21 protein-coding genes are annotated in these 17,773 nt (G+C 76.4%); 17 read left to right on the top strand and 4 right to left on the bottom strand.

What is annotated here, in order from left to right; genetic code table 11:
• Nucleotides 1-66: 66 nt before the first annotated feature.
• The 8 genes from rplM to ACI79O_RS18225 all read left to right on the top strand — a co-directional run bounded on the left by rplM (nt 67) and on the right by ACI79O_RS18225 (nt 8,631).
• Nucleotides 67-510, top strand: coding sequence for a 50S ribosomal protein L13 (gene rplM / locus ACI79O_RS18260; protein ID WP_456874274.1), 444 nt, complete (start codon nt 67-69; stop codon nt 508-510).
• Nucleotides 507-938 carry a 30S ribosomal protein S9 gene (rpsI, locus tag ACI79O_RS18255; protein ID WP_456874273.1) on the top strand — a complete coding sequence of 144 codons (432 nt, stop codon included), beginning with the start codon at nt 507-509 and terminating at the stop codon, nt 936-938. The genes rplM and rpsI overlap by 4 nt, the downstream gene beginning before the upstream one ends.
• An 11-nt stretch (nt 939-949) precedes the next feature.
• Nucleotides 950-2,293 (top strand): phosphoglucosamine mutase, encoded by a 1,344-nt coding sequence (gene glmM / locus ACI79O_RS18250; protein ID WP_456890250.1) that lies wholly within the window; start codon nt 950-952, stop codon nt 2,291-2,293.
• 122 nt (nt 2,294-2,415) lie between these two features.
• Nucleotides 2,416-4,290, top strand: a complete 1,875-nt coding sequence (glmS, locus tag ACI79O_RS18245) for a glutamine--fructose-6-phosphate transaminase (isomerizing) (RefSeq protein WP_456890249.1) — start codon at nt 2,416-2,418, stop codon at nt 4,288-4,290.
• Nucleotides 4,291-4,431: 141 nt separating this feature from the next.
• Nucleotides 4,432-4,824, top strand: a complete 393-nt coding sequence (locus ACI79O_RS18240) for a holo-ACP synthase (RefSeq protein ID WP_456890248.1) — start codon at nt 4,432-4,434, stop codon at nt 4,822-4,824.
• Nucleotides 4,821-6,275, top strand: a complete 1,455-nt coding sequence (locus ACI79O_RS18235; protein ID WP_456890247.1) for an NAD(P)H-hydrate dehydratase — start codon at nt 4,821-4,823, stop codon at nt 6,273-6,275. The genes ACI79O_RS18240 and ACI79O_RS18235 overlap by 4 nt, the downstream gene beginning before the upstream one ends.
• The gene (gene alr / locus ACI79O_RS18230) at nt 6,272-7,402 is read left to right on the top strand and encodes an alanine racemase (protein WP_456890245.1); all 1,131 of its coding nucleotides are present in this window, start codon (nt 6,272-6,274) and stop codon (nt 7,400-7,402) included. Before ACI79O_RS18235 ends, alr begins: the two co-directional genes overlap by 4 nt.
• Complete coding sequence (locus tag ACI79O_RS18225; protein WP_456914849.1) at nt 7,402-8,631, top strand: alpha/beta fold hydrolase; 1,230 nt, start codon at nt 7,402-7,404, stop codon at nt 8,629-8,631. Before alr ends, ACI79O_RS18225 begins: the two co-directional genes overlap by 1 nt.
• A gap of 14 nt (nt 8,632-8,645) precedes the next feature.
• Here ACI79O_RS18225 and ACI79O_RS18220 read toward each other — a convergent pair whose 3' ends face one another.
• A complete protein-coding gene (locus ACI79O_RS18220; protein WP_456890242.1) occupies nt 8,646-9,203 on the bottom strand; it encodes a TIGR04222 domain-containing membrane protein in 558 nt (185 codons plus the stop codon).
• A gap of 105 nt (nt 9,204-9,308) precedes the next feature.
• On the opposite strand from ACI79O_RS18220, the gene ACI79O_RS18215 reads away from it, so the two are divergent.
• Genes ACI79O_RS18215 through tsaD form a run of 7 tightly spaced genes read left to right on the top strand, consistent with a single transcriptional unit; the run spans nt 9,309 to nt 13,433 of the window.
• On the top strand, nt 9,309-9,938 hold the full coding sequence (locus tag ACI79O_RS18215; protein WP_456914848.1) for a uracil-DNA glycosylase: 630 nt from the start codon (nt 9,309-9,311) through the stop codon (nt 9,936-9,938).
• Complete coding sequence (gene tsaE / locus ACI79O_RS18210) at nt 9,935-10,384, top strand: tRNA (adenosine(37)-N6)-threonylcarbamoyltransferase complex ATPase subunit type 1 TsaE (protein ID WP_456890239.1); 450 nt, start codon at nt 9,935-9,937, stop codon at nt 10,382-10,384. Before ACI79O_RS18215 ends, tsaE begins: the two co-directional genes overlap by 4 nt.
• Complete coding sequence (locus tag ACI79O_RS18205; protein ID WP_456874263.1) at nt 10,381-10,890, top strand: GNAT family N-acetyltransferase; 510 nt, start codon at nt 10,381-10,383, stop codon at nt 10,888-10,890. The genes tsaE and ACI79O_RS18205 overlap by 4 nt, the downstream gene beginning before the upstream one ends.
• Entirely contained in the window at nt 10,887-11,309 is a 423-nt protein-coding gene (locus ACI79O_RS18200; RefSeq protein ID WP_456914847.1) for an NUDIX domain-containing protein, read from the top strand. Before ACI79O_RS18205 ends, ACI79O_RS18200 begins: the two co-directional genes overlap by 4 nt.
• A gap of 11 nt (nt 11,310-11,320) precedes the next feature.
• Nucleotides 11,321-11,959, top strand: a complete 639-nt coding sequence (gene tsaB, locus ACI79O_RS18195; protein ID WP_456914846.1) for a tRNA (adenosine(37)-N6)-threonylcarbamoyltransferase complex dimerization subunit type 1 TsaB — start codon at nt 11,321-11,323, stop codon at nt 11,957-11,959.
• A complete protein-coding gene (gene rimI / locus ACI79O_RS18190; protein WP_456914845.1) occupies nt 11,956-12,402 on the top strand; it encodes a ribosomal protein S18-alanine N-acetyltransferase in 447 nt (148 codons plus the stop codon). The genes tsaB and rimI overlap by 4 nt, the downstream gene beginning before the upstream one ends.
• The gene (gene tsaD / locus ACI79O_RS18185; protein ID WP_456914844.1) at nt 12,399-13,433 is read left to right on the top strand and encodes a tRNA (adenosine(37)-N6)-threonylcarbamoyltransferase complex transferase subunit TsaD; all 1,035 of its coding nucleotides are present in this window, start codon (nt 12,399-12,401) and stop codon (nt 13,431-13,433) included. Before rimI ends, tsaD begins: the two co-directional genes overlap by 4 nt.
• Here tsaD and ACI79O_RS18180 read toward each other — a convergent pair.
• Genes ACI79O_RS18180 through ACI79O_RS18170 form a run of 3 tightly spaced genes read right to left on the bottom strand, consistent with a single transcriptional unit; the run spans nt 13,423 to nt 15,406 of the window.
• Nucleotides 13,423-13,917, bottom strand: a complete 495-nt coding sequence (locus tag ACI79O_RS18180; RefSeq protein WP_456914843.1) for a Clp protease N-terminal domain-containing protein — start codon at nt 13,915-13,917, stop codon at nt 13,423-13,425. The two genes, tsaD and ACI79O_RS18180, sit on opposite strands and share 11 nt — an antisense overlap.
• Nucleotides 13,917-14,159, bottom strand: coding sequence for an RNA polymerase subunit sigma-70 (locus ACI79O_RS18175; protein ID WP_456914842.1), 243 nt, complete (start codon nt 14,157-14,159; stop codon nt 13,917-13,919). Before ACI79O_RS18175 ends, ACI79O_RS18180 begins: the two co-directional genes overlap by 1 nt.
• 32 nt (nt 14,160-14,191) lie before the next feature.
• Complete coding sequence (locus tag ACI79O_RS18170) at nt 14,192-15,406, bottom strand: THUMP-like domain-containing protein (RefSeq protein ID WP_456914841.1); 1,215 nt, start codon at nt 15,404-15,406, stop codon at nt 14,192-14,194.
• 182 nt (nt 15,407-15,588) lie between these two features.
• On the opposite strand from ACI79O_RS18170, the gene groES reads away from it, so the two are divergent.
• Nucleotides 15,589-15,897, top strand: a complete 309-nt coding sequence (gene groES / locus ACI79O_RS18165; protein WP_110005357.1) for a co-chaperone GroES — start codon at nt 15,589-15,591, stop codon at nt 15,895-15,897.
• A 151-nt stretch (nt 15,898-16,048) separates the two neighbouring features.
• The gene (gene groL / locus ACI79O_RS18160) at nt 16,049-17,692 is read left to right on the top strand and encodes a chaperonin GroEL (protein WP_456914840.1); all 1,644 of its coding nucleotides are present in this window, start codon (nt 16,049-16,051) and stop codon (nt 17,690-17,692) included.
• Nucleotides 17,693-17,773: the final 81 nt, after the last annotated feature.

The following is a 17,773-nucleotide window of genomic DNA, read 5'->3' as shown; positions in this document are numbered from 1 at the left end:
CCGTCTCCCGTGCTCGGTGAGGCGATCCCACCAGCCGCCCCGACGACGACGGAGGACACGAGCGCCGTGCGCACGTACTCACCCAAGCCCGGCGAGGTCGACCGCGCCTGGCACGTCATCGACGCCACCGACGTGGTGCTCGGTCGACTCGCCAGCCAGATCGCGACCCTGCTGCGCGGCAAGCACAAGCCCCAGTTCGCCCCGCACGTGGACGTCGGCGACTTCGTCGTCGTCGTGAACGCCGGCAAGGTCGCCCTGACCGGCTCCAAGCGGGACCAGAAGACCGCCTACCGGCACTCGGGCTACCCCGGCGGCCTGCGGGCGATCAACGTCGGCGACCAGATCCGCACGCACCCCGACCGGGTCGTCGAGCGCGCCGTCAAGGGCATGCTGCCGCACAACAGCCTCGGCCGGCAGATGATCAAGAAGCTGAAGGTGTACGCGGGTCCCGAGCACCCGCACGCCGCCCAGCAGCCCCAGACCTTCGAGATCAAGCAGGTGGCCCAGTGACCACGCCCATGACCGCGGCTCCGACCGTGACCGACGCCGAGGGGCGTCCGGTGCAGACCGTCGGCCGGCGCAAGGAGGCGATCGTCCGCGTGCGGCTCGTGCCGGGCACCGGCCAGTTCCGCCTCAACGGCCGCACCCTCGAGCAGTACTTCCCGAACAAGGTCCACCAGCAGCTCATCCGTGAGCCGTTCGTGACCCTCGAGAAGGCCGAGCAGTACGACGTCGTCGGCATCCTCAAGGGTGGCGGCGTCACCGGCCAGGCCGGCGCGCTGCGGCTGGCCATCGCCCGCGCCCTCATCGAGGTCGAGGCCGAGGACCGTCCCGCGCTGAAGAAGGCCGGCTTCCTCACCCGCGACGCGCGGGTCAAGGAGCGCAAGAAGTACGGCCTCAAGAAGGCCCGCAAGGCGCCTCAGTACTCGAAGCGCTGACCGGCACCGCCGTGGGTCGCCTCTTCGGGACCGACGGCGTCCGGGGTCGGGCCAACGCCGACCTCACGCCGGAGTTGGCCCTCTCGGTGGCCCGTGCGGCCGCCGGTGTGCTCGCTGACCGCGACGGGACCTCGCGTCCCGTCGCGGTCGTCGGCCGCGACCCCCGTGCCAGCGGGGAGATGCTCGAGGCCGCCGTGGTCGCGGGCCTGGCCAGCGCCGGCGCCGAGGTGCTGCGCGTGGGCGTGCTCCCGACGCCGGCCGTCGCCTTCCTCACCGCCGAGACCGGCGCCGACCTCGGCGTCATGATCTCGGCGAGCCACAACCCGATGCCCGACAACGGCATCAAGCTGTTCAGCCGCGGCGGTCACAAGCTGCCCGACGCGGTCGAGGCGGCCATCGAGTCGACCGTCCTGGCCGGCGACACGGCCGGGCACCGGCCCTCGGGGGCCGACATCGGCCGGGTCCGCGACCTGCCCGGCGGCGCCGCCGACTACGCCGCGCACCTGCTCTCGACGCTGCCGTCCCCGGTCTCCGGGCTGCGCCTGGTCGTCGACTGCGCGCACGGTTCGGCCGCCACCTGCGCCCCCGACGTCTACCGCCGGGCCGGCGCCGACGTCACCGTCATCGGCGGCGAGCCCGACGGCTGGAACACCAACGACGGCGTCGGGTCCACCCACCTCGGTCCGCTCACCGAGGCGGTCCGGGCGACCGGCGCCGACCTCGGCATCGCCCACGACGGCGACGCCGACCGCTGCCTGGCCGTCACCGCCGCGGGCGAGGTCGTCGACGGCGACGCGATCCTCGCCGTCTGCGCGCTCGGCCTCAAGGAGCGCGGGGCGCTGGCGGCGGACACCGTCGTCGCCACCGTGATGAGCAACCTCGGCTTCCACCACACGATGCGCGACGCCGGCATCGCGGTGCACACCACCGCCGTCGGTGACCGCTACGTGCTGGAGGCCCTGCGCGCCCGCGGGCTCTCCCTCGGCGGTGAGCAGAGCGGCCACCTGGTCTTCCTCGACCACGCCACCACCGGCGACGGCCTGCTCACGGGGCTGGCGCTGCTCTCGCGCATGTCGGCCACCGGGGCCTCGCTGGCCGAGCTCGCCTCGGTGGTGCAGCGGCTGCCACAGACCCTGGTCAACGTGCCGGTCCGCGACCGCATCGCCGTCGTCGAGAGCGACACCGTGGCCGCCGCGGTCAACGCCGCCGAGGAGGAGCTCGGCGACGACGGCCGGGTGCTGCTGCGCCCGTCGGGCACCGAGCAGCTGGTGCGCGTGATGGTCGAGGCGCCCACCCAGGAGCAGGCCGACGGGATCGCCCAACGCCTGGCGGGGGTCGTCGTCGCCGTCGGCTGAGCCGGGGTCCCTGGCCGGGCCGCGTGTCAGGTGTCGGTGCCCGTGGGACGGCTGGGGCGGCCGGCCGGTCTCACACCTCGGAGGGACGGATCGGTCCACCACCGCCGGTACCCTCGGTCCACATGTGCGGCATCGTCGGATACGTCGGCCCGAAGAACGCCCTCGACGTCGTCCTCGAGGGCCTGCGGCGGCTGGAGTACCGCGGATACGACTCCGCGGGCGTGGCCGTCCGGGTGGGCGGCCCCGACTCCGGTGAGCTGGCCGCGGCCAAGAAGGCGGGCAAGCTCGCCAACCTCGAGAAGGTGCTGGCCGACGGGCCGCTGCCGGAGTCGACGATCGGCATCGGGCACACCCGGTGGGCCACCCACGGTGGGCCCACCGACCGCAACGCCCACCCGCACCTGTCCGCCGACGGGCGGGTGGCCGTGATCCACAACGGGATCATCGAGAACTTCGCGGCGCTGCGCGCCGAGTGCGAGGCCACCGGGGTGGAGTTCCGCTCCGAGACCGACACCGAGGTCGTCGCCCACCTGCTGGCCGCCGTCTACCGCGACCTGCCCGCCGGCCCCGGCCGGCTGGCCGAGGCGCTGCGCGCCGTCTCCCGCCGGCTGGAGGGCGCCTTCACGCTGGTCGCCGCGCACGCCGACGAGCCCGACACGCTGGTCGCCTCCCGCCGCAACAGCCCGCTGGTGGTCGGCGTCGGCGACGGCGAGTACTTCCTCGGCTCCGACGTCGCGGCCTTCATCGCGCACACCCGCGAGGCGCGCGAGCTCGGGCAGGACCAGGTCGTGGAGATCGACCGCACCCGTGGGGTGAGCGTCACCGACTTCGACGGCGCCCCCGCCGAGCCGGTGGCCTACACCGTCGACTGGGACGCGGCCGCCGCGGAGAAGGGCGGCCACGACTGGTTCATGCTCAAGGAGATCGCCGAGCAGCCGCAGGCCGTCGCCGACACCCTCCTCGGCCGGCTCGGCGACGACGGCGAGCTCGTGCTCGACGAGGTCCGGCTGTCCGACCAGGACCTGCGCGACATCGACAAGGTCTTCGTCGTCTCCTGCGGCACCAGCTACCACGCCGGGCTGATCGCCAAGTACGCCATCGAGCACTGGACCCGCATCCCGGTCGAGGTCGAGGTCGCCAGCGAGTTCCGGTACCGCGACCCGGTCCTGGACCGCTCGACGCTGGTCGTCGTCATCAGCCAGTCCGGCGAGACGATGGACACCCTCATGGCGCTGCGGCACGCCAAGGACCAGAAGGCCCGCGTCCTGGCCATCTGCAACGTCAACGGCTCGACGATCCCGCGCGAGTCCGACGCCGTGCTCTACACGCACGCCGGCCCGGAGATCGCCGTCGCCTCGACCAAGAGCTTCCTGGCCCAGATCGTCGCCTGCTACCTCGTCGGGCTGTTCCTGGCCCAGGTGCGCGGCATCAAGTACGCCGACGAGGTCGCCGCGATCGTGCACGAGCTGCAGAAGCTGCCCGAGGCCGTCGCGCAGGTGCTCACCCAGATGGAGCCGGTGCGCGAGCTCGGCCGGTCGCTGGCCGACGCCGGCACGATCCTGTTCCTCGGCCGGCACGTGGGCTTCCCCGTGGCGCTGGAGGGGGCGCTCAAGCTCAAGGAGCTCGCCTACATCCACGCCGAGGGGTTCGCCGCCGGCGAGCTCAAGCACGGCCCGATCGCGGTGGTCGACGAGGGCACCCCGGTGGTGGTCATCGCGCCGTCGCCGCGCGGGCGCAGCCTGCTGCACGGCAAGGTCGTCTCCAACATCCAGGAGGTCCGGGCCCGCGGCGCGCGCACGATCGTCATCGCCGAGGAGGGCGACGACGACGTCGTCCCCTACGCCGACCACCTCATCCGGGTGCCGCGGACGCCGACCCTGCTGGCCCCCGTGGTCACCACCGTGCCGCTGCAGATCCTCGCCTGCGAGATCGCCGACACCCGCGGCTTCGACGTCGACCAGCCGCGCAACCTGGCCAAGAGCGTCACCGTCGAGTGAGGCCCGCGCACGATCAGGTGACCTGATCGTGCGGCGTCCTCCCTCACCGCCGGCCGTGCGGGAGGACGCGCTGCGGTGCGGGAGGACGCGCTGCGGTGCGCCAGGACGGCGCGATCCGCGGCCGCACGGCAGACTGACCGGGTGATCATCGGGGTCGGGATCGACGTGGTCCCTGTGACCCGCTTCGCCGAGTCGATGGTCCGCACCCCGGGACTGCGCGACCGGCTGTTCACCGAGGCCGAGCAGACCACCCCGCGCGGGACCGAGCGCTCCGCCGAGTCCCTCGCCGCGCGGTTCGCCGCGAAGGAGGCGGTGGCCAAGACGCTCGGCGCGCCCGGCGCCCTGCGCTGGCACGACGTCGAGGTGACCGTCGGCGACCACGGCCGGCCGCACCTGGAGGTCCGCGGCACCGTCGCCGCGCGGGCCGCCGAGCTGGGCATCACCCGCTGGCACCTGTCGCTCAGCCACGACGGCGGGATCGCCTCGGCGGTGGTCGTCGGCGAGGGCGGACCCGCGCCGGAGGGCGCGCCGTGATCGGCCTGTCCACCGTCGCCGAGGTGCGCGCCGCGGAGGACGTGCTGCTGGCCGCCACCCGCGAGGGCGCGCTCATGCAGCGCGCGGCCACCGGGCTGGCCACCGTCTGCCTGCGGCTGCTCGGCCGGGCGCACGGCACCCGCGTCACGCTGCTGGTCGGCGGCGGCAACAACGGCGGCGACGCGCTGTTCGCCGGCGCGCACCTGGCCGCCCGCGGTGCCCGGGTCACCGCCGTCCTGCTCGACGCCGCCCGCGCCCACCCCGCCGGGCTGGCCGCGCTGCGCCGCGCGGGCGGCCGGGTCACCGGACCCGACCGCGCCGACGGGCTCGACCGCGCCGACCTCGTGCTCGACGGGATCGTCGGCATCGGCGGCCACGGCGGGCTGCGCCCCGACGCCGCGCGGCTGGCGGAGCGGGCGGCCACCGGCCCGGGGCTGACCGTCGCCGTCGACGTCCCGAGCGGCGTCGACGCCGACACCGGCGCGGTGGAGGGCGCGGCGTTCCCCGCGGTGCACACGGTCACCTTCGGCGCGGTCAAGCCCGGCCTGGTCACCGGAGCGGGCCGCGGGTACGCCGGCACGGTGCACCTGGTCGACATCGGCCTGGGCCCGCACCTGGCCCCCGCCCGGGCGCACCAGCTCACCGACGCCGACGTCGCCGCGCACCTGCAGCCGCCCGGCGCCACCGACGACAAGTACTCCACCGGCGTGGTCGGCGTGGCCGCAGGCTCCGCCGCCTACCCCGGCGCCGGGGTGCTCTCCACCGGGGCGGCGCTGCGCACGCGGCCGGGCCTGGTCCGCTACGCCGGCACCGCGGGCGACGCGGTGCGCGCGGCGTGGCCGGAGGCGATCGTCACCGACGGCCGGCCCGGTGACGCCGGGCGGGTGCAGGCCTGGGTGGTCGGCCCGGGCGCCGGCACCGACGACGCCGCCCGCGACGTGCTGGCCGAGGTGCTGGCCACCGACCTGCCCGTCGTGGTCGACGCCGACGCGCTGACGCTGGCCGCCCGCGAACCGGAGCTGGTCCGCGGCCGGGAGGCCCCCACCGTGCTCACCCCGCACGACCGCGAGTTCGCCCGCTTCGGCGTCCCGGTGGGCCCCGACCGGATCGGCAGCGCCCGCCGGCTGGCCGCCGACCTCGGCGCCGTCGTCCTGCTCAAGGGCGACGCCACCGTCGTCGCCGACCCGGACGGGACGGCCTACGTCAACGCGACCGGCACCTCGGACCTCGCCACCGCCGGCAGCGGCGACGTGCTGTCCGGCATCCTCGGCTCGCTGCTGGCCACCGGCGCGCCCGCCGCGCGGACCGCCGCGGCCGCCGCGCACCTGCACGGCCGGACCGGGCAGGTCGCCGCCGAGGCGGGGCCGATCGTGTCCGGCGACCTGGTCCGGCGGCTCCCCGAGGCGGTGCGCCGGGTCCGCGGTCCCGGCCTGGGACACTGGGGGGTGTGAACGCACCCCGGGCCGAGGTGGTCGTCGACCTCGACGCGATCGCGGCCAACACCGCCGTGCTCCGCGAGCGGGTCGGCCGGCCGCTCATGGCGGTGGTCAAGGCCGACGGCTACGGGCACGGCCTGGTCCCCGCGGCCCGCGCGGTGCTGGCCGGGGGTGCCGACCAGCTCGGCGTCGCGGTGCTCGAGGAGGCGCTGGCGCTGCGCGCGGCCGGGGTGCGCGCGCCGCTGCTGGCCTGGCTGCACACGCCCGGCACCGACTTCACCCCGGCGCTGGAGGCCGACGTCGAGGTGTCGGTCAACGCCGAGTGGGGTCTGGCCGAGGTGGTCGACGCCGCCCGCGCCACCGGCCGGACCGCCCGGTTGCACCTGTTCGTCGACACCGGCCTGTCCCGCGAGGGCGCCACGGTGGCCGACTGGCCCGGCCTGGTCGCCGCGGCCGCCCGCGCACAGGCCGACGGCGAGGTCGAGGTCGTCGGGCTGTGGAGCCACATGGCCTACGCCGACGCGCCCACCCACCCGACGATCGGCGCCCAGGTCCGGCTGTTCGAGGAGGCCCTCGGCATCGCGTCGGCCGCCGGGCTGCGCGGCCGCCGGCACCTGGCCAACTCCGCGGCCACCGTCGCGCTGCCCGACACCTGGTACGACATGGTCCGGCCCGGCATCGCCCTCTACGGCCTGGACCCGCTCGGCGGCGACCCCGCCGCCCACGGCCTGCGGCCGGCGATGACCGTGCGCGCCCGGGTGGCGCTGACCAAGCGGGTCCCCGCCGGCGCCGGCGTCTCCTACGGCCACACCTACGCCCCGGCCACCGAGACCACGCTGGCCCTGGTGCCGGTCGGCTACGCCGACGGCGTGCCCCGGGCCGCGGGCAACCGCGCACCGGTGCTCGCCGGCGGCGCGCAGCGCACCATCGCCGGGCGGGTGTGCATGGACCAGTTCGTCCTCGACGTCGGCGACGCGGCCGTCGCGGCAGGCGACGAGGTGGTCCTGTGGGGTCCCGGTGACGGCGGCGAGCCGACCGCGCAGCAGTGGGCCGACGCGGTCGACACCATCCACTACGAGCTGGTGACCCGGGTCGGGGGGCGCTTCACCCGCCGCCACGTCGGGTCCGCGGGAGCGATCTGATGGCACAGCGGCACGTCCTGTCCCGGCTGCAGCGGGCGCCGGAGCCCAGGACGGGCCTCGCCGGCGCGTTCGAGCGGCACCCGGCGGCCGGCGTCGCCGGTGCCGTCGTCGGCCTGGCGGCGGCGACCACCGCCGTCGGCGTGGCCGTGGCCCGGATCGCCACCCGCCGGGTGCGGGCCGAGCGGCTCAGCCCGGGCGGCGCGCTCCCCGAGGGCGCCAGCGACGCCGACCTGCGCGAGGACGACCCACTCGGTGCCGCGTCCTGCCGGGCCGACCGCACCGCGCTGGTGCAGGCCGACGACGGCGTGCTCCTGGCGGTGGAGGAAGTCGGCCCGCTCGACGCGCCGCTGACGGTCGTCTTCGTGCACGGCTACACGCTGTCGATGGCGTCGTGGACCTTCCAGCGGCGGGCCCTGGGCGCCCAGCTCGCCACGGCCAACGGCCACCGGCCCGCGGCGCGGCTGGTCTTCTACGACCAGCGCGGCCACGGGTCCTCCTCGCGCGGGCCGGCCGAGAACTCCACCATCGAGCAGCTCGCCCGCGACCTCGCCGCGGTGCTGGAGGCGCGGGTGCCCACCGGGCCGGTCGTGCTCGTCGGCCACTCGATGGGCGGGATGACCGTCATGGGCCTGGCCGCGCTGCACCCCGAGCTGTTCGGCACGACGGTGGCCGGGGCGGCCCTGGTGTCGACGTCGAGCGGCAACCTCGCCGACCTCGACTTCGGCCTGCCCGAGTTCCTCACCCGCGTCCGGGCGGCCGTGCTGCCCATCGCGGCGTTCACCATGCGCCGCCGGCCGGCCTTCGCCGAGCGCACCCGCCGGCTGGCCGCCGACGTCGTCTCGGCGGCCACCTGGTCGCTGTCGTTCGCCTCCACCGACGTCGACCCGCGGTTGGGCCGCTACGTCGACGCGATGATCGCCGGCACCCCGGTCGACGTGATCGCCGAGTTCTACCCGGCGCTGGCCGGCCTCGACCACGCCGGCGTGCTCGAGCCGCTGCGCGCGGTACCGACGCTGGTGCTCACCGGGGACGCGGACAAGCTGATCCCGATGGCGCACAGCGACACCCTGGTCGAGCTGCTGGGCGGGGAGGGGCCGGGGGTCGAGTACGTCGTCGTCCCCGAGGCCGGGCACCTGGTGCCGCTGGAGAAGCCCGAGGAGGTGACCCGCGCGCTGGGCCGGCTGGTGCGCCGGGTGGCCGCCGGGGTCGCCGGGCGCGTCCTGGACTGAGGGCCGCTGCCGGCCTACTGGAGGTGTCCGTCGAGGGCCCGCCCGAGCAGCCGGTCGCGGGTCCGCCGGGCGACGTCGCAGCCGTCGGCGTAGGACAGCACCCACGGGGAGACCCCGCTGTCGGGGAGCACCGGCCGCGGCGGCGGCTCCAGGACCGCCTCGCGCAGCGCGGGGTCGGCGATCCGCTCCCGCCCGTCGAGCGCGACGTGCAGCACCGGCCCGACGTCGGCGGCCCGGGCCCGCAGGAGCACCTGGCGTCCGGCGGCGGTGCGGCGGGCCAGCCGCCCGAGCAGCCGCCGGTCGCGCAGCGCCCGGACGATGCCGGTGACCCGCTCGTCGGCCAGCGCGCGCCAGCGCACCGTCTCGACCGAGCGGCGTCCCCGGCCGCCGACGGCGTCGAGGACGGCGGCCTCGACCGGGTGGCGCCGCCGCGGGTCGACCACCTGCAGCTCCCCGGGCGCGACCGCGCGGACCCGGCCGGTCACCAGCAGCGCCACCAGGGCCGTGTCGACGACCCGCTGCGGACCCCCGGCGAGGTAGGCGACGTCGTACACGTCCGGTTGCGACGTCATGGCGGCTCCTCCCGGCGTGGGGTCCCCCGCGGAGAACGGTGACAGGCCGGGCGCGCACGCGGAAGCCCTCGGGCCACGGCGGGACGCCCGCCGTAGGGTCGGTGCGTGGCCGCTCCCCGTCCGCCCCGGTTCGACGCCACGGCCGAGGAGGTCGCCCGCACCGCCGCGGCCGCGGCCGACTGGGACGCGCTCACCGCGGCCGCCGCCCCCTGCGTGGCCTGCCCGGAGCTGGCCGCCACCCGGCAGCACGTCGTGGTCGGGGACCCGCCGGCGCGCGGCCGGGCCCGCTTCGCCCTGGTCGGCGAGGCGCCCGGCGCGACCGAGGACGACAGCGGCCGGCCGTTCGTCGGGAGGTCGGGGCAGCTGCTGGACCTGCTGCTCGGCGAGGCCGGTCTCGACCGCGCCGAGGCCGCCGTGCTGAACGTCGTGAAGTGCCGCCCGCCGGGCAACCGCACGCCGAAGACGCCGGAGGTGGCCCGCTGCAGCGGCTGGCTGCGCCGCCAGCTCGAGCTGCTCGACCCGCCGGTCGTCGTCGCGCTCGGGCTGTCGTCGGCCAAGTGGTTCCTCGGGCCGAGGACGGTGCTTGCCGAGGCCCGCGGCCGCCCGCACGACGTCGACGGCCGCGCCGTCTGGGCCACCTACCACCCCTCGGCGGCGATCCGGTTCGGCCCGTCCGGGGCGCCGCGCGCCGGGCTGCTGGCCGACCTCACCGCCGTCGCGGCGAGCCTGCGGTGAGGCGCGAGCACGTCCTGCCCACGGTGGACGACACCCGGGGGCTGGGCGCCGCGCTCGCCGCCGTCGTGGCGCCCGGGGACCTGCTGGTGCTCACCGGGCCGCTCGGCGCCGGCAAGACCGCGCTCACCCAGGGCCTGGGCGTCGCGCTCGGCGTGACCGAGCCGGTCACCTCGCCCACGTTCGTCATCGCCCGCGTGCACCGGGGCGGGCGGCTGCCGCTGGTGCACGTCGACGCCTACCGCCTCGGCGGCGTCGCCGACGTCGACGACCTCGACCTCGATGCCTCGACCGAGGAGTCGGTGACCGTCGTCGAGTGGGGCGCCGGGCTGGTCGAGCAACTCGCCGACGAGCACCTGGAGGTGCGCCTGGACCGGCGCGACGACGACGTCCGCACCGCCGTGCTCGTGCCGCGCGGCCCCGGCTGGGAAGCCCGGCTGGACGCGTGACCCCGCAGGTGGAGGTGCTCGCCCTCTCCGGCCCGGTGTTCACCGCCCTGGCCGACGGCGATCTCGCGGCCGCCGGCGCCGCCGCTCCGGTGCCGCTGCCGCCGGCGTTCGCCGACCCCGACTGGGCGCCGGTCTGGCGGATCCGGGCCGCGCAGGTCGCCGCCGACCCCGCCGTGGCGTCCTGGGTGACCGGCGTGATCTGGGACCCCGCCCGGCGCCTCGCCGTGGGCCGGGCCGGGTTCCACGGCCCGCCGGACGCCCAGGGCGTGGTCGAGATCGGCTATGCCGTGCTGCCCGAGCACCGGCGCCGCGGCTACGCGCGGGCGGCGCTGACGGTGCTGCTCGACCGCGCCCGCCGCGAGCCGGCCGTGCGGGTGGTCCGTCTCTCGATCGCCCCGGACAACGCGGCCTCCCTGGCGGTGGCGCGCCCGTTCGGCTTCGTCGAGGTGGGCGAGGAGGTCGACGAGGTCGACGGCCTCGAGATCGTGCACGAGCTCCCGGTGTGAGCGCTGCGGCCCACTTCGTCGTCGCCGGGGTGCTCGTCCGCGGCTCCGCCGTGCTGATGGGGCACCGGTCGCCGGGCCGGCGCTGGTACCCGGGCGTGTGGGACTTCCCGGGCGGGCACGTCGAGCCGGGGGAGGACGAGGCGGCCGCGCTGGCCCGGGAGCTGCGCGAGGAGCTCGGCGTGACCCCGCGGGAGACCCACCGGGTCCTGGTCGTCGACGACGGCGACCTGCACCTCGCGCTGTGGGCGGTCCGCGCCTGGGACGGCGAACCGCGCAACCGCCAGCCGCACGAGCACGACGAGCTGCGCTGGGTGACCGCCGCGGACCTCCCGGGTCTCCGCCTGGCCCACCCGGCCTGGGCCGACGTCGTCCGCGGGCTGGCCGGTGCGGCCGGTGGGTCCTGGCGGACACCGGACTAACCTCGGCGGTCGTGCTCGTCCTCGCCCTCGACACCGCGACCCCCACGCTGGTCGCCGGCGTCGCCCGCCACGCGGCCGGCGGGGACGCCGAGGTGCTCGTCGAGCGCGCGGTGCCCTCGGGCAACCGGCACGCCGAGCTGCTCGTCCCGACCGTGCGCGCGGCGCTGGCCGACGCCGGTCTCGCGCTCGCCGACGTGGCCGCCGTCGTCGCCGGGCTCGGTCCCGGGCCGTTCACCGGGCTGCGCGTCGGCGTGGTCACCGCCGCCGCGCTCGCCGACGCCCGCGGCATCCCCGCGGTCGGCGTCTGCTCGCTGGACGCCGTCGGGTCGGGGGCGCGGACGGTGGTCACCGACGCCCGGCGCCGGGAGGTCTACTGGGCCGCCTACGACGCCGCCGGCGCGCGGGTCGACGGGCCCGGCGTCGCCCGCCCCGAGGAGGCCCGGTTCCCCGGCCCGCTCGTCGGCGACCCGCGGTTCGCCGAGCGGCTGGGCGCCGAGGTGACCCCGGCCCAGGTGACCACGGCCGGGCTGCTGCTGGCCGCGTCGTCCCTGCTCGACGACCCGCTGTCCGCCGGACCGCTGGTGCCGCTGTACCTGCGCCGGCCCGACGCGGTCCCGCCGACGTCGTTCAAGCCGGTGACCACGTCGTGACGGTGCGGTTGCGGCCGATGCGGCTGGCTGACCTCGACGCCGTCCTGGCGCTGGAGGAGCAGCTCTTCGCCCCCGACACGTGGACCCGCGCGATGTACCGCGACGAGCTCGCGCGGACCGACACCCGGCACTACCTGGTCGCCGAGGACGGCGACGACGTCGTCGGCTACGCCGGGCTCATCGCCTACGACGACGAGGCGCACGTGGCCACCGTCGGCGTCGCGGGCGCCCGTCAGGGCGAGGGGATCGGCGCGCTGCTGCTCGACGCGCTGCTCGCCGAGGCCGACCGTCGCAGCCCGGTCGTGCTGCTCGAGGTCCGCGCCGACAACGAGCGGGCGCAGGAGCTCTACCGGCGGCGCGGGTTCACCGAGATCGGCCGGCGCCGGGGCTACTACCAGCCCAGCAACACCGACGCGGTCGTCATGAGACGGGAGAAGCGGTGAGCGCCCCCCTGGTCATCGGGTTCGAGACCTCCTGCGACGAGACCGGCGTCGGCGTCGTCCGCGGCCACACGCTGCTGGCCGACGCGCTCGCCACCTCGGTCGCCGAGCACGAGCGCTTCGGCGGCGTCGTGCCGGAGATCGCCTCGCGGGCGCACCTGGAGGCGATGGTCCCGACCGTGCACCGCGCGCTGGCCGACGCCGGGGTGTCGGCGTCCGACGTCGACGCCGTGGCCGTCACCGCCGGCCCCGGCCTGACCGGCGCGCTGCTGGTCGGGCTGGCCGCGGCCAAGGCGTACGCGCTCGCGCTGGACAAGCCGCTGTACGGCGTCAACCACCTCGCCGCGCACGTCGCCGTCGACGAGCTGCAGCACGGTCCGCTGGCCGAGCCGTCGCTGGCGCTGCTGGTCTCCGGCGGGCACAGCTCGCTGCTGCTCGTGCCCGACCTCGCCCGCGAGGTCACCTCGCTGGGCCGCACGATCGACGACGCCGCCGGCGAGGCCTTCGACAAGGTCGCCCGGGTGCTGGGCCTGCCCTTCCCCGGCGGGCCGCCGATCGACCGCGCCGCCCGCGAGGGCGACCCCGCCGCCATCGACTTCCCGCGCGGGCTCACCGGCCCCCGCGACGCGCCCTACGACTTCAGCTTCTCCGGGCTCAAGACCGCCGTCGCCCGCTGGGTGGAGGCCCGCCGCAAGGCCGGTGAGCCGGTGCCCATTGCCGACGTCGCGGCGTCGTTCCAGGAGGCGGTGGCCGACGTGCTGACCGCCAAGGCCGTGCGCGCCTGCCGCGACCACGGCGTCGACCACCTGGTGCTCGGCGGGGGAGTGGCGGCCAACTCGCGGCTGCGGGCGCTGGCCGAGGAGCGCTGCGCCGCGGCCGGGATCGTGCTGCGGGTGCCCAGCCGGAAGCTGTGCACCGACAACGGCGCGATGGTCGCCGCGCTCGGCTCGCGGCTGGTCGCCGCCGGCGTCGCGCCGTCGGCGCCCGACCTCGGTGCCGACAGCTCGCTGCCGATCGACGCCGTCACCGTCTGAGGGCCGCCTCCGCGCGGGCGGCGTCGCGCAGCCGGTCGCGGTCGACGCCGAGGGCGGACAGCGCGCGGACGACGGTGCCGCGCTCGAGGTCGCACACCGCGGCGACGACATGCGCGCCGCGCAGCGGGGCACGCGCCGCCCTCGCCGCCGTGACCGCTGCCCGGAACACCTGCTGCGCCTGCGGGGTCGAGCGCATCGGGCCGGTGGCCGGACCGCGCAGGCCCGCGTCCCCGGCGGCGACTCCGACCCCGACCGACGTGAGCGCGGCCGCGTGCGCGGCCTCGACCGCGCCGCGCAGGCGGGCGGCGTCGACCCCGACGCGGGCGAGTGCGGCGGCGGCCGTGCCGTCGGGCAGGGCGGTGGCCGCGAGCAGCAGGTGCTCGGGTCCGGGGGTCGCCTCCCCGGCGCCGCGCGCCTCGGCCTCGGCGCCGGTGAGCAGCGCCCGCACCGTCCGCAGGTCCCGTACCGCGGTGACGATCCCCATCAGCCCTCTCCTCCTGGTCGGTGCCCGCGCCGCGCGCGGACCTCGGCGGCGAACCTCTTGTGGGCGGCCTGCGCGCTGATCCCGAGCGCCTCGCCGACCTGGGCCCACGTCCACCCCCGGCCGACCGCCTCGACCACCGCCTCGACCTCCAGCCGGCTCGCCAGCCGGCGCAGGGCGACGACGGCGGCGAGCGCCGCCTCCGGGTCCTCGGGGCCCGGGACGTCGACCGGTTCGACCGCCACGCCGTCAACCTAGGTTGATGACGTCGGGCTCGTCAACCTGGGTTGACGACGTCGCACACCAGGGCGGTCGGGGCGCCGGCCACCCGGGTGACGACGACCGTGGCCGTCGCCGCGCCGGGTCCGCGCACCTGGCGGGACAGGGTCTCGGGCTCGATGGGCGAGCCGCGCTTCTTCACCACCACCCGGCCGACCCCACGCGCCCGCAGCAGCGCCCGCAGCCGCTTGAGGTTGAACGGCAGCACCTCCTCAATCCGGTGGGAGTGCACCCACGGGGAGCCGGCGGCCGCGTCCGAGGTCAGGTAGGCGATCGTCGGGTCGACCAGCGTCGCGCCGAGGTCGGCGGCGACCCGCGACACCAGCCCGGAGCGGATGACGGCGGGGTCGGGCTCGTGCAGCCACCCGCGCACGGGTCCGGTGGGCGCCGGGCCGGGGTCGGCGTCCGCGGTCAGCTCGGACACCGCGCCGTCGCGGACGACGGTCGCCCGCCGCCACACCGTCGAGACCCCGCGGCCCCACAGCAGCGCCTCGACGATCGACCCGCGCACCGACACCCACTCGGCCTCGACGCCCACGGGTACCCGCTCGTGGTCCAGCCCGGGCGCCACCTTGACCACCGCGCGCGGCACCCGGTCGAGCAGCTCGGCCACCGTCGACCAGGGCGGCGACCACCGGTCGGGGTCGAGCTGCCGGCGCCCCCCGGACCGCCGGGCGGGGTCGAGGACGGCGGCGCCGCAGCCGGCCACCTCCCCGCCGCGGGCGGCGCCGACCAGCTCCACCACGTCACCGGCGACCACCCACACGTCGCCGTCGACGCCGAGCGCGGCGGCGTTGGCGGCGGTCAGCTCCCGGGCCACCGGGTCGCGGTCGACGGCGAGCACCCGCGCCCCGGCCCGCGCGAGCGCGACCGTGTCGGTGCCCGCGGCGCAGCCGAGGTCGGCCACGGAGTCGGTGCCGTCGGTGAGCAGCCGGGTGGCGCGGCGCGCGGCGAGCTCGGGGCGGCCGGCCTGCTCGAGGGTGTCGGCGGTGAGGAACAGCCGGTCGGCGTCGGCACCGAACACCGGCCGGGCCCGGGCCCGCAACCGGGCCAGCTCCCACGCCGGCCCGGCCAGCTCCGGTCCCACCTCGGCACGCAGCCGGGCCACGCCGGTGAGCACGTCGGCGCCCTCGGCCAGCAGCGCCGCCGCGCGGGCGGTGGCGGCCGCGCCGCCGGGTGCGCGCAGGAGGGCCAGCACCCCGTCGTCGGACACCTCGCCAGCCTCCCGCAGCGCCCGGCCGCCCGGGCGGTGGACCCGGTTGAGTGGCTGGCACTCTCGTGGGTAGAGTGCCAATCGACACGGGCAGGCGCCTGACCCCCGCGACGGCAGGCCCGGCCCCCGTGCCACTGCATGTGAGACCACCAGCCGTCCGATCCCGAAGGGGGCGTCACCTCGTGACGACCGCTACCAAGGTCAACATCAAGCCGCTCGAGGACCGCGTCGTCGTCCAGGCCAACGAGGCCGAGACCACCACCGCCTCCGGCCTGGTCATCCCGGACACCGCCAAGGAGAAGCCGCAGGAGGGCACGGTCATCGCCGTGGGCCCCGGCCGCATCGACGACAACGGCAACCGCGTCCCGCTCGACGTCAACGTCGGCGACGTCGTCATCTACTCGAAGTACGGCGGCACCGAGGTCAAGTACGCCGGCGAGGAGTACCTGGTGCTCTCCGCCCGCGACCTGCTCGCCGTCGTGGAGAAGTAGAAGGACCTCGTCCTCCTCACCCCTCGCACGCTCGGGACGCGCCTCTGGACGAGGCCGTTCCAGCACGGCACCCGACCGCCCCGGCGACCCGAATGACCGGGTCCCGGGGCGGTCGTCGTCTCACCCCTAGCGATCTGATCGGAAGGGCCCCATGACCAAGATCATCAAGTTCAACGAGGACGCCCGCCGCGCGCTCGAGCGCGGCGTCGACAAGCTCGCCGACGCCGTCAAGGTGACCCTCGGCCCGCGCGGTCGCAACGTCGTCCTCGACAAGAAGTTCGGCGCCCCCACCATCACCAACGACGGCGTCACCATCGCCCGCGAGGTCGAGCTCGAGGACCCCTACGAGAACCTCGGCGCGCAGCTGGCCAAGAACGTCGCCACCAAGACCAACGACGTCGCCGGTGACGGCACCACCACCGCCACGGTGCTGGCCCAGGCGCTGGTCAAGGAGGGCATGCGCAACGTCGCCGCGGGCGCCAACCCGATGGCGCTGGGCCGGGGCATGCGCGCCGCCGTCGACGCGGTGTCGGCGGCCCTCGACGAGGTCGCCACCCCGGTCGAGGAGCAGGCGGCCATCGCCGGCGTCGCCACCATCTCCGCCCAGGACGCCGAGGTCGGTGCCCTGATCGGCGAGGCGATGGAGAAGGTGGGCAAGGACGGTGTCATCACCGTCGAGGAGAGCTCCACCATGTCGACCGACCTCGACGTCACCGAGGGCGTGCAGTTCGACAAGGGCTACCTCTCGCCGTACTTCATCACCGACCAGGAGGCGATGGAGGCCGTCCTCGAGGACGCCCTCGTGCTGCTGGTGCAGGGCAAGGTCGGCGCGCTGGCCGACCTGCTGCCGCTGCTGGAGAAGGTCCTCGGCAACGGCGCCCGCCCGCTGCTGATCGTGGCCGAGGACGTCGAGGGCGAGGCGCTGTCCACCCTCGTCGTCAACTCGATCCGCAGGACGATCCGCGTGGTCGCGGTCAAGTCGCCCTACTTCGGGGACCGCCGCAAGGCCTTCATGACCGACCTCGCCATCGTCACCGGCGGCCAGGTCGTCAGCGAGGACGTCGGCCTCAAGCTCGACCAGGTCGGCCTCGAGGTGCTCGGCACCGCTCGCCGCGTGACGGTCACCAAGGACACCACCACGATCGTCGACGGCGGCGGCACGGCCGGCGCCATCTCCGACCGGGTCGCCCAGATCCGCCGCGAGATCGAGGCCACCGACTCCGACTGGGACCGCGAGAAGCTGCAGGAGCGGCTGGCCAAGCTGGCCGGCGGCATCGGCGTCATCCGGGTCGGCGCGGCCACCGAGGTCGAGCTCAAGGAGCGCAAGCACCGCATCGAGGACGCCATCGCCGCCACCCGCGCCGCGGTGGAGGAGGGCGTCGTCCCCGGCGGCGGCTCCGCGCTGGTGCACGCCGCGGCCGCGGTCGACGCGCTCGGCCTCTCCGGCGACGAACTGACCGGCGCCCGCTCGGTGCAGCGTGCGCTGGAGGCGCCGCTGGCCCGCATCGCCGACAACGCCGGCTTCGAGGGCCGCGTCGTCGTCAGCAAGGTCCGTGACCTCGGCGTGGGCCAGGGCTTCAACGCCGCCACCGGCGAGTACGGCGACCTGGCCGCCCAGGGCGTCATCGACCCGGTCAAGGTCACCAAGGCCGCGCTGGGCAACGCCGCGTCGATCGCGGCGATGGTGCTGACCACCGACTCCGCCGTCGTCGAGGCGCCGGAGGAGGAGCACGAGCACGCGGGGGCCGGGCACCACACCCACGGCCACTCGCACGGTCACGGCCACAGCCACTGATCGCCGACGCCGCCGGTCGATGATCAGCTGACCTGATCGTGGCGCGTCCTCCCTCACCGCCCACCGTGAGGGAGGACGCCC

The organism is Geodermatophilus sp. SYSU D00696, from assembly GCF_054050235.1.
This window is presented reverse-complemented; position numbering and strand designations above follow the sequence as displayed.

What these genes read in the sequence shown, in the direction of transcription:
- glmS (WP_456890249.1), top strand. Translation starts at nt 2,416, where the DNA reads ATGTGCGGCATCGTCGGATACGTCGGCCCGAAGAACGCCCTCGACGTC.
- ACI79O_RS18225 (WP_456914849.1), top strand. Translation starts at nt 7,402, where the DNA reads ATGGCACAGCGGCACGTCCTGTCCCGGCTGCAGCGGGCGCCGGAGCCC.
- ACI79O_RS18220 (WP_456890242.1), bottom strand. Translation starts at nt 9,203, where the DNA reads ATGACGTCGCAACCGGACGTGTACGACGTCGCCTACCTCGCCGGGGGT.
- ACI79O_RS18180 (WP_456914843.1), bottom strand. Translation starts at nt 13,917, where the DNA reads ATGGGGATCGTCACCGCGGTACGGGACCTGCGGACGGTGCGGGCGCTG.
- groL (WP_456914840.1), top strand. Translation starts at nt 16,049, where the DNA reads ATGACCAAGATCATCAAGTTCAACGAGGACGCCCGCCGCGCGCTCGAG.